The 15,882-nt window shown below is 42.5% G+C and carries 12 protein-coding genes; 8 read left to right on the top strand and 4 right to left on the bottom strand.

The features are described from left to right. Positions 1-133: 133 nt before the first annotated feature. The 5 genes from NCWK1_RS07640 (at position 134) to NCWK1_RS07620 (ending at position 8,852) form a co-directional block, all read left to right on the top strand. Positions 134-6,820, top strand: coding sequence for a HAMP domain-containing protein (locus tag NCWK1_RS07640; protein WP_103124298.1), 6,687 nt, complete (start codon positions 134-136; stop codon positions 6,818-6,820). 93 nt (positions 6,821-6,913) lie between these two features. Beyond that, the gene (locus NCWK1_RS30585; RefSeq protein WP_103124297.1) at positions 6,914-7,105 is read left to right on the top strand and encodes a DUF6888 family protein; all 192 of its coding nucleotides are present in this window, start codon (positions 6,914-6,916) and stop codon (positions 7,103-7,105) included. Beyond that, the gene (locus NCWK1_RS07630) at positions 7,102-7,302 is read left to right on the top strand and encodes a DUF6887 family protein (RefSeq protein WP_096575805.1); all 201 of its coding nucleotides are present in this window, start codon (positions 7,102-7,104) and stop codon (positions 7,300-7,302) included. The genes NCWK1_RS30585 and NCWK1_RS07630 overlap by 4 nt, the downstream gene beginning before the upstream one ends. A gap of 187 nt (positions 7,303-7,489) precedes the next feature. Further along, positions 7,490-8,455: an acetamidase/formamidase family protein gene (locus NCWK1_RS07625; protein ID WP_103124296.1), complete on the top strand. Its 966-nt coding sequence runs from the start codon at positions 7,490-7,492 to the stop codon at positions 8,453-8,455. A 25-nt stretch (positions 8,456-8,480) separates the two neighbouring features. Continuing rightward, positions 8,481-8,852, top strand: a complete 372-nt coding sequence (locus NCWK1_RS07620) for a sulfite exporter TauE/SafE family protein (protein WP_096575809.1) — start codon at positions 8,481-8,483, stop codon at positions 8,850-8,852. Positions 8,853-8,944: 92 nt separating this feature from the next. Here the strand turns inward: NCWK1_RS07620 and NCWK1_RS07615 are convergent, their stop codons facing one another. Beyond that, the gene (locus NCWK1_RS07615; protein WP_103124295.1) at positions 8,945-10,195 is read right to left on the bottom strand and encodes an HhoA/HhoB/HtrA family serine endopeptidase; all 1,251 of its coding nucleotides are present in this window, start codon (positions 10,193-10,195) and stop codon (positions 8,945-8,947) included. Between the two features lie 419 nt (positions 10,196-10,614). Here NCWK1_RS07615 and NCWK1_RS07610 point away from each other — a divergent pair, with 419 nt between their 5' ends. Together NCWK1_RS07610 and NCWK1_RS07605 are read left to right on the top strand one after the other, a co-directional pair. Beyond that, positions 10,615-12,291, top strand: a complete 1,677-nt coding sequence (locus tag NCWK1_RS07610; protein ID WP_103124294.1) for an alpha-amylase family glycosyl hydrolase — start codon at positions 10,615-10,617, stop codon at positions 12,289-12,291. Positions 12,292-12,362: 71 nt separating this feature from the next. Further along, complete coding sequence (locus tag NCWK1_RS07605) at positions 12,363-13,109, top strand: hypothetical protein (protein ID WP_103124293.1); 747 nt, start codon at positions 12,363-12,365, stop codon at positions 13,107-13,109. A 53-nt stretch (positions 13,110-13,162) separates the two neighbouring features. On the opposite strand, the gene asnS is transcribed toward NCWK1_RS07605, so the two are convergent. Together asnS and NCWK1_RS07595 are read right to left on the bottom strand one after the other, a co-directional pair. Then, positions 13,163-14,554 carry an asparagine--tRNA ligase gene (asnS, locus tag NCWK1_RS07600; protein WP_103124292.1) on the bottom strand — a complete coding sequence of 464 codons (1,392 nt, stop codon included), beginning with the start codon at positions 14,552-14,554 and terminating at the stop codon, positions 13,163-13,165. 2 nt (positions 14,555-14,556) lie between these two features. Beyond that, positions 14,557-14,925 carry a sll0565 family protein gene (locus NCWK1_RS07595; protein ID WP_103124291.1) on the bottom strand — a complete coding sequence of 123 codons (369 nt, stop codon included), beginning with the start codon at positions 14,923-14,925 and terminating at the stop codon, positions 14,557-14,559. A 73-nt stretch (positions 14,926-14,998) separates the two neighbouring features. Here NCWK1_RS07595 and NCWK1_RS07590 point away from each other — a divergent pair, with 73 nt between their 5' ends. Continuing rightward, positions 14,999-15,274: a DUF6439 family protein gene (locus NCWK1_RS07590; RefSeq protein ID WP_103124290.1), complete on the top strand. Its 276-nt coding sequence runs from the start codon at positions 14,999-15,001 to the stop codon at positions 15,272-15,274. Between the two features lie 71 nt (positions 15,275-15,345). Here the strand turns inward: NCWK1_RS07590 and NCWK1_RS07585 are convergent, their stop codons facing one another. Then, a complete protein-coding gene (locus NCWK1_RS07585) occupies positions 15,346-15,795 on the bottom strand; it encodes an ATP-binding protein (RefSeq protein WP_096575823.1) in 450 nt (149 codons plus the stop codon). Positions 15,796-15,882 lie beyond the last annotated feature (87 nt).

Here is a 15,882-nt window from a genome sequence, read left to right as displayed (position 1 = left end):
AATGGTTCTTAGATAATTTAATTTGCATAATGACGCTCTTAAATAGCAGCGTACAGTATTTATTTCTTTGCCCAAATCAGTATCAGCCAGCAGCAGACTACAAAACTACTCTTAACTTCCCAAGGATATAGTAATGGCAACCGAACAGTTAATCAGAGAAAGCGACAATCTTGATTTAAAACAACTGCTAAAAACACTAACTGCTGTTAAAAAAGGTGACTTTTCTGTTCGGATGTCTGTAGACCAAACAGGTCTAGCTGGGAAAATAGCTGACACGCTCAACGATATTATTGATCAAAATGAGCGTATGGCATTAGAACTACAACGCATTGGTAATGTTGTCGGTAAAGAAGGCAAAATTACTGAACGCGCTTCTATGGGAACTGTGCGCGGTTCTTGGTCAGATTGTGTCAATTCTGTCAATACTCTAATTACAGATTTAGTCCAACCCACAGCCGAAACTACACGGGTGATTCGGGCGGTAGCCAATGGGGATTTATCCCAAACGATCGCCACAGAAATAGATGGTAAAGCACTTAAAGGCGAGTTTCTCCAAACAGCCAATATCGTCAACACAATGGTGGAACGGCTGGGTTCGTTTGCTAGTGAAGTAACGCGGGTAGCGCGGGAAGTAGGTACAGAAGGAAAACTGGGCGTACAAGCAGAAGTTAAAGGTGTGGCGGGTACATGGAAAGACCTCACCGACAACGTGAACTTAATGGCGGGGAACCTGACAGGACAAGTACGGAACATTGCGGAAGTTGCAACAGCGATCGCGAATGGTGACTTATCGAAGAAAATCACCGTTAATGTCAAAGGCGAAATTCTCGAACTGAAAAACACCGTCAACACAATGGTGGATCAACTTAACTCCTTCGCCTCTGAGGTAACGCGAGTTGCTAGGGAAGTGGGAACAGAAGGAAAATTAGGTGTACAAGCAGAAGTGCGCGGTGTTGCTGGTACATGGAAAGACTTAACTGATAACGTGAACTTGATGGCGGGGAACCTGACAGGACAGGTGCGGAACATTGCAGAAGTTGCAACGGCGATCGCGAATGGTGATTTATCAAAGAAAATTACTGTAGATGTCAAAGGTGAAATTCTCGAACTGAAAAACACCATCAATATCATGGTGGATCAACTCAGTTCATTTGTGTCAGAAGTAACCAGAGTTGCTAGGGAAGTAGGTAGTGAAGGAAAGTTAGGCGTACAAGCAGATGTCAAAGGTGTAGCAGGTACGTGGAAAGATTTGACTGACTCTGTGAACTTCATGGCGGGAAGTTTGACAGCGCAAGTGCGGAACATCGCGGAAGTGACGACGGCGGTGGCGAATGGCGACTTGTCCAAAAAAATCACTGTGGATGTAAAAGGTGAGATTCTCGAACTGAAAAACACCATCAATACAATGGTGGATCAACTCAACTCCTTTGCTTCAGAAGTAACGCGGGTTGCTAGGGAAGTGGGAACGGAAGGAAAACTGGGTGTACAAGCAGAAGTTCGAGGGGTGGCGGGTACGTGGAAAGACCTCACCGACAACGTGAACTTAATGGCGGGGAACCTGACAGGACAGGTGCGGAACATTGCGGAAGTTGCAACAGCGATCGCGAATGGTGACTTGTCGAAGAAAATTACTGTAGATGTCAAGGGCGAAATTTTTGAATTGAAAAACACCATCAATATCATGGTGGATCAACTCAGTTCCTTTGCATCAGAAGTAACCAGGGTAGCGCGAGAAGTAGGAAGTGAAGGAAAACTGGGTGTACAAGCAGATGTGCGGGGTGTAGCCGGAACGTGGAAAGACTTGACCGACAGTGTGAACTTCATGGCGGGAAGTTTGACAGCCCAAGTACGGAACATCGCGGAAGTAACGACGGCGGTGGCGAATGGCGACTTATCCAAGAAAATCACCGTGGATGTGAAGGGTGAGATTTTGGAGTTGAAAAACACCATCAATACAATGGTGGATCAACTCAACTCCTTCGCATCTGAGGTAACGCGGGTAGCACGAGAGGTGGGAAGTGAAGGAAAACTGGGGGTACAAGCAGAAGTCCGAGGGGTTGCGGGTACGTGGAAAGACCTCACCGACTCGGTGAACTTCATGGCGGGAAGCTTGACAGCCCAGGTGCGGAACATCGCGGATGTGACGACGGCGGTGGCGAATGGCGACTTGTCCAAAAAAATCACTGTGGATGTAAAAGGTGAGATTTTGGAGTTGAAAAACACCATCAATACAATGGTGGATCAACTGAGTTCCTTTGCATCAGAAGTAACCAGGGTTGCCCGTGAGGTGGGTACAGAAGGAAAACTGGGTGTACAAGCAGAAGTTCGAGGGGTTGCTGGTACGTGGAAAGACTTGACGGGTGCGGTGAATATGATGGCGGGGAACCTCACCGACCAAGTGCGAAGTATTGCAGAAGTTGCAACTGCGATCGCGAATGGTGACTTGTCGAAGAAAATCACAGTCCAAGTCAAAGGCGAAATTCTCGAACTGAAAAACACCATCAATATCATGGTGGATCAGTTAAACTCCTTCGCATCAGAAGTAACGCGGGTGGCGCGAGAAGTAGGTAGTGAAGGAAAACTGGGCGTACAAGCAGACGTGAAAGGTGTTGCAGGTACGTGGAAAGACTTGACGGACAGCGTGAACTTCATGGCGGGAAGTTTGACAGCCCAAGTACGAAACATCGCGGCGGTGACAACGGCGGTGGCGAATGGCGACTTGTCCAAGAAAATCTCCGTTGATGTTAAAGGTGAAATTCTCGAACTGAAAAACACCGTCAACACGATGGTGGATCAACTTAACTCCTTCGCCTCGGAAGTAACGCGGGTGGCGCGAGAGGTGGGAACGGAAGGAAAACTGGGTGTACAAGCAGAAGTAAAAGGCGTTGCAGGTACGTGGAAAGACTTGACCGACAGCGTGAACTTCATGGCGGGAAGCTTGACAGCCCAGGTGCGGAACATCGCCGATGTAACGACGGCGGTGGCGAATGGCGACTTGTCCAAGAAAATCACGGTGGATGTGAAGGGTGAAATTCTCGAACTGAAGAACACCATCAATACAATGGTGGATCAACTTAACTCCTTCGCTTCAGAAGTAACGCGGGTTGCTAGGGAGGTGGGAACGGAAGGAAAACTGGGTGTACAAGCCTACGTTCGAGGGGTCGGCGGTACCTGGAAAGACCTCACCGACAATGTGAACTCGATGGCGGGTAATCTGACAGCCCAGGTGCGGAACATCGCGGAAGTAACGAAGGCGGTGGCGAATGGCGACTTATCGAAGAAAATCACCGTGGATGTGAAAGGTGAGATTCTCGACTTGAAAAACACCATCAATACAATGGTGGATCAACTCAGTTCCTTCGCTTCGGAAGTAACGCGGGTAGCGCGGGAGGTGGGAACGGAAGGAAAATTGGGCGGTCAAGCTGTGGTGCAAGGGGTGGCTGGTACCTGGAAAGATTTGACCGACAATGTAAACTCGATGGCGGGTAACTTAACAGCCCAAGTGCGAGGAATTGCGCGAGTTGTGACCGCCGTTGCGAATGGCGACTTGAAACGGAAATTGATGTTAGATGCTAAAGGTGAAATTGAAACCTTAGCAGAAACCATCAACGAAATGATTGATACCCTAGCGACCTTTGCCAATCAGGTAACAACCGTAGCGCGGGAAGTAGGAATTGAAGGGAAGTTAGGCGGTCAAGCTAAGGTTCCAGGTGCAGCCGGAACGTGGAAAGACTTAACAGACAACGTAAACGAACTGGCGGCGACACTCACAACTCAGTTACGCGCGATCGCCGAAGTAGCAACAGCAGTAACAAAAGGCGACTTAACCCGGTCAATTTCCGTAGAAGCACTAGGGGAAGTGGCAATCCTGAAAGACAACATCAACCAGATGATTGCCAACCTGCGCGAGACCACCCAAAAGAACACCGAACAAGACTGGTTAAAGACCAACCTCGCCAAATTTACCCGAATGCTGCAAGGTCAGCGCGACTTGGAAACCGTCTCCAAACTCATTCTCTCGGAACTTGCACCACTGGTAGGCGCACAACATGGCGTATTCTACTTAATGGATGCAGGCGACCAACAGCAGTTTCTCAAATTACTCAGCAGTTATGCTTACCGCGAACGCAAACATCTAGCGAATCGCTTTCACTTGGGCGAAGGTTTGGTGGGACAATGCGCTTTGGAAAAAGAGCGAATTTTGTTAACAGAAGTCCCGATGGATTATGTCAAAATTAGCTCTGGTTTGGGTGAAGCAGCCCCACTTAATGCTGTAGTTTTACCCGTGTTGTTTGAAGGACAAGTGACAGCGGTAATTGAATTAGCTTCATTCCGCCGCTTTAGCGAGATTCACTTAACATTCTTCGATCAACTCACCGAAAGTATTGCGATCGTTCTCAACACCATCGCTGCTTCCATGCGTACCGAAGAATTGCTGAAACAGTCCCAATCTTTAGCCGAAGAACTACAAACTCAGCAAAACGAACTCAAAGAAACAAATAAACGCCTCGAACAACAAGCCCAATCTCTGAAGACTTCGGAAGATTTACTCAGAACACAACAAGAAGAACTCCAGCAAACCAACGCCGAACTCGAAGAAAAAGCCGAGTTGTTGGCACAGCAAAAGAAAGAAGTCGAGTGGAAAAACCGCGAAATTGAACAAGCCAGATTATCTTTAGAAGAAAAAGCTGCCCAACTCGCCCTATCATCCAAATACAAATCAGAATTTCTGGCGAATATGTCCCACGAACTGCGGACACCGTTAAATAGCCTGTTAATTTTGGCGAAGTTGTTGACAGATAACATCGATGGGAATCTTAGCACCAAACAAGTTGAATATAGTCGCACCATTTACTCCGCCGGGAATGACTTGTTAGCGCTGATTAATGACATCCTCGATTTGGCGAAAATTGAATCGGGAACCATGTCTATTGATATGTCTCAGATGTTAGTTACAGATTTGCGAGATCAAACCGATCGCACCTTCCGCCAAATCGCCCAAGACAAAGGACTCGGTTTCACCATTGAATTAGGTACTGAACTTCCCAAAGCAATTTATACTGACCCCAAACGTTTGCAACAAGTCCTGAAAAATCTCCTTTCCAATGCCTTTAAATTTACCGATCGCGGTGAAGTACGCTTGCAAATAGATGTCGCCAAGCAAGGATGGAGTATTAATCAAGAAACCTTGAACCGCGCCCCAATAGTAGTTGCCTTTTCTGTCATCGATACAGGGATTGGTATTGCCCCCGAAAAGCAAAAAGTGATTTTTGAAGCATTTCAACAAGCCGACGGCACTACTAGCCGCAAATACGGCGGTACAGGGCTAGGCTTATCCATCAGCCGAGAAATTGCCCGTCTGTTTGGTGGAGAAATTACCTTAGTAAGTAGCCTAACTCAAGGCAGTACATTTACCTTCTACTTGCCACAATTCAATTCTGAGTCAACATTCACCACTCCTGAACCAACAACTCAACGAATGGCGACTCAGCCAGCAACCTTCAACACACAGCACACAACCACCTTAGCAGTCACTGAAGTGCAGCCAACAGAGGTAGTTAATCCCGTTGCATCTCCAACACAGTGGCTAATCCCTAACTCCCAAGTGCCAATTTTAGAAGACGATCGCATTGATATCCACAATGGCGATCGCATCTTGTTAATTGTCGAAGATGACATTCATTTCGCTCGCATCCTCTTAGAAATGGCACAGCAGCAAGGATTCAAAGTCATCGCCGCCCAAAGTGGTAGTAATGGTTTAGCATTAGCCCAACAATTCCAACCTTTGGGGATTTTACTTGATATCCGCCTACCTGATATGGATGGTTGGACGGTGTTAGATCGCTTAAAACATGATCCAAATACCCGTCATATTCCTGTACATATCATGACAGTCGAAGAAGGCAAACGACGGAGTTTGCAATTAGGCGCGTTAGCATATTTGCAAAAACCAGCCAGCAGCGAAAGTATATCTGAGGCTTTAAACAAAATTAAAGGTTTTGTGGAACGGCGGGTGAAGAATTTGCTGGTAGTTGAAGATGACGATACTCAACGCCATAGCATTGTGGAGTTAATTGGTAATAGCGATGTTGCTACTACCGCCGTCGCTTCTGGTGCAGAAGCCTTAGAGGCGATTAACACCCAACAATTTGATTGTCTGGTGCTAGATTTGGGGCTACCCGATATGAACGGGTTTGAACTACTTCAGCAAATTAAACAACAGCCCAATGGTGAATCTTTACCCATCATTATTTACACAGGCATTGAATTGAGCAAATCCCAAGAATCAGAACTACGACGGATTACCGAAACAATTATCGTCAAAGATGTGCGATCGCCAGAACGTTTGCTTGATGAAACTACATTATTCTTACACCGAGTCCAAGCCGCTTTACCAGAACCCAAACGCCAAATACTCGAACAACTGCACTCCCGTGACTACATCCTGGCAAATAAAAAAGTATTAATTGTTGATGACGATGTCCGCAATATCTTTGCCTTGACCAGTATGCTAGAACGCTATCACATGCAGGTTATCTATGCAGAAAACGGCAGAGATGGTATCACACTGTTAGAAACTACACAAGATATTGATGTGGTGTTAATGGATGTGATGATGCCCGAAATGGACGGTTATGAGACAACCCGCTTAATTCGGCAAAATGAACGATTCAGAGCTTTACCAATTATTGCCCTCACCGCCAAAGCTATGCAAGGCGATCGCGAAAAGTGCATCGAATCCGGCGCATCAGATTACATCACCAAACCTGTAGATATTGAACAGTTGCTTTCTTTATTACGCGTTTGGCTGTATCGGTAAACTAACAGTAGAGACACAGCACAGCAGCGTTGTTAAAGTTACTCATCAACTGTTGCTTCGCTGTGTGTTTATTTATTGCAGTTTACAATTATAATGAGCAACCCACTTTATCCTACTTCAGAACAGACAAGAACGTGCTTTATCATTTGTCAAAATATTACGAGTTTGTTTTTGCCTATTTTTCTAGTCCGCATCGATGAACGTACTGGAAACATTTACATTCTGGCTGGACAAGAAACAGGTATCTTAATTACACGCGATGGCAAATGGAGATACGAAGAATGACCAAACCAAACTTTGCAGCAATGAGTAAATCTGAGTTGAAAGCTTATCTGTTAAAACATCGCAACGATACTGAAGCTTTTCACGCTTTGATGGATAAAATCACATCTGAGCCGAATCAAACATTTTATACAGTTGAAGAGGTAGAAAAGCTAGAAGAATTAATTGAAGATAGAAGGCGCTTTCAAGAAAATAGTTAGTATAAAAACTGTAGTAAAAATGTAGGTTGGTTGAAGCAATAGCAAAACCCAACAACATCATATATCTGACTTCTCCAGAAAGTCAGGTATCTAGATATTACATCAAGATTTGACAGCTTAAAATACACGGGTGAATGAAACAGTTAATCCGCTATCCTAAACAATAATCTGGAAAACAATAGCGGTAATGACTCACCACAGTTTAAAAGCGACTAAAAAAACAGTACATCTTGGTGGTTTCTCCCATTTATTAACACCAGCACTCACTATTGATTCTGGTGACACCATTGATGTTGAAACCTTCACAGGTTACTACATTTATGACAAAGCGCCACCAGAATTCCTCACCCCAGAATTTGTGGATATCTGCCAAAATCTGCCAGATGAACGGAAAATTGCTGGAGGGCCGCATTTACTTACAGGGCCGATTTATGTGCGCGATGCCGAACCAGGAGATGTATTAGAAGTAAAATTAGAAGCGATCGCACCACGTTTACCAGTTGGCTTTAATGCTATTCGTCCAGGTTGGGGAGCCTTACCAGAACATTTTACCCAGCCTGCATTGAGATTCATTCCCCTAGATTTAGCTAATAATATTGCAGAATTCCCCGCCAATAGCCGCATCAAAATTCCCCTCAAACCCTTTTTTGGTATCCTGGGGGTTGCAACTCCTACAAGCGATCGCAATTCCATTCCCCCCGGTAATTATGGCGGTAACATCGATAACCGCGAACTCCAAGCAGGTTCGCGGTTATTTTTACCAATTTACGTGCCTGGAGCATTATTTTCTCTTGGTGATGGACATTCTGCACAAGGAGATGGAGAAGTAAATGTTACCGCCATTGAAACTTCTATGAACGGTAAAATCTCCCTCAAACTTCGCAAAGATTTATCACTCACAACACCCATTGCCGAAACCCCCACAGATATTATTACAATGGGCTTTGCTGAAACTTTAGATGCAGCCCTAGAACAAGCTTTAAAAAATATGATTGATTTTTTGAAGCATTTTGCCAATTTATCAGCAGAAGATGCTTATGTTTTGTGTAGTTTAGCTGTAAATTTTCGCATCACTCAAGTTGTGAACAGTCCTCAAAAAGGAGTTCACGGGATGTTACCCAAATCAATCTTGTCCCCTAAAATTATTTTGTGATTCAACACAAAACAAAGATTTTTGTATGTCAAATATTCTTGTACAAATGCTACTCATTGGTTTAGCTGCTGGCGTTGCTGGTGGAATGTTTGGTATTGGTGGCGGTGCAATTATGGTGCCAGCAATGGTACTTTTGCTAGGAATGGATCAAAAATTTGCCACAGGGACTTCCATCGCCGCCCAAATTTTACCCATTGGGATTTTAGGCGCAGCAGTTTACCATCGTAGCGGTAACATCAACATCAAATATGCGGTGATGATTGCCCTTGGTTTAGTAGTAGGCAACCTCTTTGGTGCCTTATTTGCTAATCAGCCGTTTATTAGCAGTGAAACCATGAAAAAATTATATGGCATCTTTTTATTGCTCATAGGTGCAAGATATTTGTTCTTCCGTTAATCATTTAGTTCACACAAGGGTGAAGGATGTACGCGATTTTTCACTTACACCCTTACACCCAGCCTCAATCAATAAACAAGTGTACTTAACTCCTACTGCACTTGAGATGGAAAAGCACCAGGACGTACGGACAAATTCAATGTTTGTCCATTACGGCGTAACTCTAAGCGCAAATCTCCGCCAATTCGACTTTGATCAACTGCTTTCTGGACACTCTCAGCGTCTGTAACAGCGTTACCTTCCAGTTTTTGAATAACATCACCCGCACGTAGTCCGGCTTTTGCGGCTGGTGAATTAGGCAGAACTTTCACAACTAAAACACCTTTATCTTCATCAATACTCAAACCACTATTGGGGTCAGAATTAATATTTTGTTTTAGTTGTGGTGTTAATCCAATCATCTGAATTCCCAGATAAGGATGCTCAACTTTACCTGTAGAGATCAGTTGATTAGCAATGCGTTGTGCTGTAGCGATAGGAATAGCAAAACCTATACCTTGCGCTCCTTGAATAATAGCTGTATTCATAGCTATTACTTCACCACGGGCATTGAGTAGCGGCCCGCCAGAGTTACCAGGATTAATTGCTGCATCAGTTTGAATAAAATCTACACGCTTATCAGATGCACCGATTTGATTACTACTGCGTCCAGTGGCGCTGATGATACCTGTAGTTACTGTATTATCTAATCCTAAAGGATTGCCGATCGCGATCGCCCATTCTCCTGGTTGCAATTGGTCAGAGTTACCCACGGTGACAGTCGGCAAATTGCTGGCTTGAATTTTGACAACCGCTACATCAGTTAATTCGTCTTTTCCTAAAACCTTACCTTGAAAACTCCGCCCATCCTTGAGGATGACTGTCACTGTATCAGCACCATCAACAACGTGAGCATTAGTTAAAATCTGACCATCACCACTGATAATAAACCCAGAACCAGTACCGCGCTCTACTCTTTCTTGAGCTTCTGGTAGTTGTGAACCAAAAAAGCGGCGTAACAATGGGTCGTTGAATTCTTCTGGTAATTGACTTTTTACAGTACGGGAAGAATTAATTCGCACGACTGCTGGCCCTACCTTCTGTACCACCTGAGTCACAAAATTAGGGTCTGTACCAGCCACGATAGGCGGTGCAGCATTAACTCGACTCAAGGCCAAATTCGATGCACTTTCCGACACCTGCGACTTATGGTTAGCAAGATAACCACCTGTCAAGGTCATACCAGATCCTAGCAACACTAGCGATAGAGAAGCTGCTGCTTTCTTCCAAGACGCTTGTTTGCGGTATTTGGTATCTAAATTGCTATTTAATGGGTTATTTCCGTCTGGTATTTGATTTTGCATTGCTGTCTGAAAAGTTGTTTGAATCTATTACTAATGTAGACAGCGTTTATTACACTTTTGTTACAGCGCTATAGCATTAATGTGAAAATGTGAAAATTTTCCTAGTCAGGAGCCTTAATTCGATTTTTTGACGGCTATTAAAGGATTTGGGTGTTTGAGAGTGTGAGTATTAGCCATGTATTACGCGCTGCGATACAAAGACGCGACTCTTTTAGATAGTGTAATTCACTCACTTGAAATTTGGTGCGATCGCAAATCCTAGTAATTCAGATTTTTGCTCGCTGACAAACTATTATCTCTATCTTAGGAAATTAAGCCTTTTGACTCATCGTTATTTCTTATAACTTCCGAAAGAAGCTTTTATGGATTCTAAAGTCCAGAATTAATAAATATTATTTTGGCAAATATATCTAACTAAAATGGCAAATTTAATTGAATTTAAATTATTTGCTCCCCGTAATGAACAGGCAAGTTTAATCGGCTCTTTTTCTGACTGGCAAGATATACCATTAGAAAAAACCAAAAATGGCTATTTCCAGACTCAAATATCATTAGCAGATGGAATTTACTCATATAAATTTCGAGTGCAAACAAAAAGTCCTCAGTTTCAAATTAATGAATGGGTAGATGTAATTGATCCCTACGCTACAGATATTGATGAAGCCAGAGAATATGGTGTGATGCAGATTAAAAATGGTGAACGAATTATCGACACATATGTTTGGCAACATGATGATCATCCCCTGCCACCAAATGAAGAATTAGTCATATATGAATTGCATATTGCAGACTTTACTGGCGATGAAAGTGAGCCTGATAAACGTGGTAAATATTTAGGAGCGATCGCCAAACTAGATTATCTTTGCGAACTAGGCATCAATGCAATTGAATTAATGCCTGTAAATGAATATCCTGGTGATTATAATTGGGGTTATAAAGTTCGCCATTTCTTTGCTACTGAATCTAGTTATGGAACTACAGAAGATTTAAAGCAGTTTATTGATGAATGTCATAGTAGAGGCATTCGGGTTTTTCTCGATGGAATTTACAATCACACAGATGAAGCATGTCCGTTAATGCTAATTGATAGAAATTATTGGTATTACGAACATAAACATTATCCTGAAGACCCTGATAATTACTGGGGGCCAGAGTTTAACTATAATAATTACGATGAAAAATTAAATATCAAACCTGCGTGGAAATATATTGGAGATGTAGTACAATTTTGGATTAAAGAGTACCATGTTGATGGTATTCGGTTTGATGCAGTGCGCCAATTAGCTAACTTTGAATTTTTAGAATGGTTGGCTCAACAAGCAAAACAAAGTGCCGCACCAAAACAGTTTTATAATATTGCCGAACACATTCCCGACACCAGCACTGTAGTCAAACCAGATGGGCCATTAGATGCTTGTTGGCATGAAAGTTTTCACTATTTTATAATTCCTTTAATTTGTGGAGACAAATTTGAATTAGAGGAAGTCATGTCGGTATTAGATCCGAGAAAACAAGGTTATGCCACAAGTATAAATGTAATCAATTATTTAGCTACCCATGACCGTGAACGGCTATTGAGAGAATTAGGCGATAGCGGTATTTTTGGTAAAGAGGCATTTACTAAAGCTAAATTAGCAGCCGTTGTACTTATGACAGCAATGGGTATACCTATGCTATGGATGGGTGATGAATTTGGTGAATATCAACACAAAAGTAAAAGCGTAACTCAACCCAAAAAAATTAATTGGTCTTTACTAGCAAACGTCCAAAATTATGAGTTATTTCAGTATTATCAAAAACTCATTGCTTTACGTCAGCAAACTCCAGCTTTGCAAAGTGACAATATTGATTTTTTTCACACCAATGCTGAGGCTAAAGTCTTAGCATATATTCGTTGGCATAATCAAGGTTCTAAAGTTGCTGTAGTCCTCAACTTTTCTCATCAACATCTCATTGATTACGCTATTCCAAATTTTCCGATGACTGAATCTTGGTACGATTGGTGCGATAATTGTCAAATAAAAGTTAGCGAAGATACTTTATTAACTAATATCCCAGGCTATACCGCTAAGATATTCATTTCCCAGCCACATTAATAATAAGATTGGCGCTGAGTAAATTTTTGTGTTATGGTGTCGGTTTTTACAGGGTTCCCTACTTCTAACTCATGATTAAGCGCCAACAATTTTCCCAATCTCTAGCCTTTTTATCTTTATTAGCAGCAGCATTAGGAATTGATTTAATCATTCCTCAAGTTGTAGCCCAAACTAGTATCAAGACATCTTTCGCTAAAAGTGTAGCATTTACCTGCAATGACAGCGAAATAAGCATCAAAGCTAAAAACGGGCCGAAGATATCTATTGGAAGCAAAAACATCTACATTGGTTATCAACAAGTATCATCTCAAAACAAAGATCCCCGCATCATTCGCTTTGATAACGGTGTAAAAAAATGGTGTCGTAGTGACTATGAAATCACTAATGATGATGGTACAGGTTACGGGTTGTTATGGGATGGGGGAAACGTTTTGTATGGCGTTTTCACTTCGACGGGTAGCCAAACTGGTAATGATTTTCGCCGCTTTGCTAAGAACGGTTGGTTATCTTCTTATGGTAGCGGTGGTGGTGCAAAAGTAGCCATTATCGCCAGAATTAATCCTACTAACGGTAGTGTTTATTTTGCGACCTTTGTTACTGCCAAAAAGCCGAATGATGGTAAAACTAACTCTTTAGCTGTCACTAATTTGTCATGGAATGGCACAACTTTAAAAGTACTAGCAGATTCCTGGTGGAGTCCACGGCGTGCTGATAAAAATTCTATGACTTGTGCTGGTTCATCACCTTATAAATACACAGCCGTATTTACTAGTGATTTAACAAAGGTAAACTCGGCTACGGCTGTTAATTGTCATTAAAATGTAAAAATAAAACCCGCTAGTGTGGGTTTTATTTAACTATTCACTAAATACTAAAACTCAGCATTTTGTGGTGTACGTGGGAAGGGAATAACATCACGAATATTACCCATACCTGTCATGAACTGCACAAGTCTTTCAAAGCCTAAACCGAACCCAGCGTGAGGAACAGTACCAAAACGCCGCAAGTCTAAATACCACCACAAATCTTCGGGTTTCATTCCTTGCGCTATCACCCGCCGTTCTAATACATCTAAACGTTCTTCTCTTTGAGAACCGCCGATAATTTCTCCAATTTTGGGTGCGAGAATATCCATTGCGCGGACTGTTTTTTCATCGTCACTCAAACGCATATAAAAAGCTTTAATTTGCGCGGGATAATCTGTCACAATTACTGGCTTTTTAAACAATTGCTCTGCAAGATAGCGCTCATGTTCTGATTGTAAATCTAAACCCCAATTCACAGGATAATCAAACTTAACATCAGCTTTTTCTAACAGCTTGATGGCATCTGTATAAGTCAGACGTTCAAACTGATTGTTAACAATATTTTCGGCTGTAGCCAAAACAGTATCATCAATGCGTTGGTTGAAAAATTCCATATCTTCAGGACATTTTTCTAACACATAATTAAAAATATGTTTGAGAAATGCTTCAGCTAAATCCATATCACCTTCTAAATCGCAAAATGCCATTTCTGGTTCAACCATCCAAAATTCTGCAAGGTGACGGGAGGTATTAGAATTTTCTGCACGGAAGGTGGGGCCAAAGGTGTAGACGTTAGAAAAAGCCATCGCCATAACTTCTGCTTCTAACTGGCCACTAACTGTTAAGTATGTGGGTTTAGCAAAAAAGTCTTGGCTATAATCTACAGCTTGGTTGTCAGTGCGGGGAATATTTTTGAGATCTAAACTAGTAACGCTAAATAGTTCACCTGCACCTTCGCAATCACTGGCGGTGATAATAGGGGTGTGTACCCACAAAAAGCCACGTTCTTGGAAGAATTGGTGAATTGCTGTTGAACAAGCATTTCTGACACGGAAAACTGCACCAAAGGAATTGGTACGCGATCGCAAATGTCCAATAGTACGCAAAAATTCAAATGAGTGGCGTTTCTTCTGCAAAGGATATGTTTCGGGATCAGCTTCACCGTAGACTTTCACCGCCTCGGCTTTCAATTCAATACGCTGTCCCTTTCCTTGAGAAGCCACTAGTACGCCATTAACTTCAACTGACGCACCTGTGTTCAGTTTTTTCAAAATTGCCTCAAAGTCAGGCAAATCCTGATGGATGACAACTTGCAAATTCGCTAGTGATGAACCGTCATTGACTTCAATAAAAGCAAATCCTTTCAAGTCACGCTTTGTTCTTACCCAGCCTTGAACTACAAGAGACTCATCAGGTTGACCACTTCGCAATATTTCTGCAATTTGTCGATTTACCATATTTACCCAGCACAGGATTTTAATATCCAGCCTATGATAACGCCCATTCCACCAAAGCGGATGGCTTGCCAGAAAGGTTTTTTCAGACTACGCCAAGAAAATAACCGACTTTCTAAATTAATTTCTAGCAATTCCAATTGCTTTTGAATTTGCTGTAACTCAGCTTTGATTTCTGGTGTTTGAGGTTTATTGTCTTTTAATTCTTGCTGACGTTGTTGCCATTCTGCCTTTTGCTCTTGATCGCTCTTGATTTGAGTGTATCGTTCTTTGATGGAGATCAGCGATCGCTCTACTTCTGCTAATTCTTGCTCAAAATCTGGTGATTGATTTTCTTCAGACGAAGAATTATGTGACTTTCTCGGCGGCTTCATTGACTGGTAGTAAATTAAGATTGATGTAATGCCAATAGTTAAAAGTTACTAGTCAATCCCCAAATTTATAAATATGGAATCTCTTCATCCTCCGCACTTAGAACTCAGCACCCTAGAACTAGCGCAAGCCCTCATGGAAAGACTCACCATCTCTCCTAACGATTGGCATCGCCTCAAGTCTAACCGCAATTCTCGCGCTAGTGAACAAGCCGCGGCGGCTCTTGTATTTCTCCTCAAAAACCAACCACAAGAAGCCCTCGCCCGCTTAGAACAAGCCACAGGCTGGCTAGATAAATCAATATCTGCACCCCCATGTCCCACACATGGACAGAAGAAAATGGGAAGTTAAAAGTTAAAAGTTAAAAGGTAAAAGTAAAAAGAATAGAAACTTTTGCCTTTTGCCTTTTTATTTTTTACTTGTTATCGCCTCAAAGATAACCGGGGGCGATTTTCCATCTGTTTACACAATCTTAATTCTGTACCTTTGCGGCTCCATTGTACCTGATCAAAAATTTGATGCAGGAGACATAAACCTCGACCACTTTCTGAATCATCAGATGGTAAATAATCTGTAGGATCTTCTTCAGAACTTGGTTCTGGCTTAAAGCCTTGGCCTTGGTCTGATATCACCCACCAATACTGATTATCTATTAAAGAAAAACGGACTACAACTCTTTTACTGGGATCAAGATTATTACCATGTTTTGCGGCATTTACTAAGGCTTCTTGGAGTCCTAGCCGCAATTCTGCTTGTAATTTAGCTGGAATTTCTGCCAGCAGTAAATCTAATATGGGACAAAGATAGAGAGTAGAGGCAAAACTAAGAGTGCCCCAATAACGTCCAACCGGACGGAGCGAAATACTAATCACAAGAGAAACCCCATAGCTTTCAGTTAGCTAGACATCAGTTTGCTTGTACGCGCACCCTGACAAAATTGGAGGTGGTCATGCTGCCTT

Source organism: Nostoc cycadae WK-1, assembly GCF_002897135.1.
Taxonomy (GTDB): Bacteria; Cyanobacteriota; Cyanobacteriia; order Cyanobacteriales; family Nostocaceae; genus Nostoc_B.
Note: the sequence above shows the minus strand (reverse complement) of the source record. Positions and strands in the feature narration are given on the sequence as shown.

Excerpts from the sequence above, each read along its gene's own strand:
- NCWK1_RS07640 (WP_103124298.1), top strand. The coding sequence starts at position 134 with ATGGCAACCGAACAGTTAATCAGAGAAAGCGACAATCTTGATTTAAAA.
- NCWK1_RS30585 (WP_103124297.1), top strand. The coding sequence starts at position 6,914 with ATGAGCAACCCACTTTATCCTACTTCAGAACAGACAAGAACGTGCTTT.
- NCWK1_RS07630 (WP_096575805.1), top strand. The coding sequence starts at position 7,102 with ATGACCAAACCAAACTTTGCAGCAATGAGTAAATCTGAGTTGAAAGCT.
- NCWK1_RS07625 (WP_103124296.1), top strand. The coding sequence starts at position 7,490 with ATGACTCACCACAGTTTAAAAGCGACTAAAAAAACAGTACATCTTGGT.
- NCWK1_RS07620 (WP_096575809.1), top strand. The coding sequence starts at position 8,481 with ATGTCAAATATTCTTGTACAAATGCTACTCATTGGTTTAGCTGCTGGC.
- NCWK1_RS07615 (WP_103124295.1), bottom strand. The coding sequence starts at position 10,195 with ATGCAAAATCAAATACCAGACGGAAATAACCCATTAAATAGCAATTTA.
- NCWK1_RS07610 (WP_103124294.1), top strand. The coding sequence starts at position 10,615 with ATGGCAAATTTAATTGAATTTAAATTATTTGCTCCCCGTAATGAACAG.
- NCWK1_RS07605 (WP_103124293.1), top strand. The coding sequence starts at position 12,363 with ATGATTAAGCGCCAACAATTTTCCCAATCTCTAGCCTTTTTATCTTTA.
- asnS (WP_103124292.1), bottom strand. The coding sequence starts at position 14,554 with ATGGTAAATCGACAAATTGCAGAAATATTGCGAAGTGGTCAACCTGAT.
- NCWK1_RS07595 (WP_103124291.1), bottom strand. The coding sequence starts at position 14,925 with ATGAAGCCGCCGAGAAAGTCACATAATTCTTCGTCTGAAGAAAATCAA.
- NCWK1_RS07590 (WP_103124290.1), top strand. The coding sequence starts at position 14,999 with ATGGAATCTCTTCATCCTCCGCACTTAGAACTCAGCACCCTAGAACTA.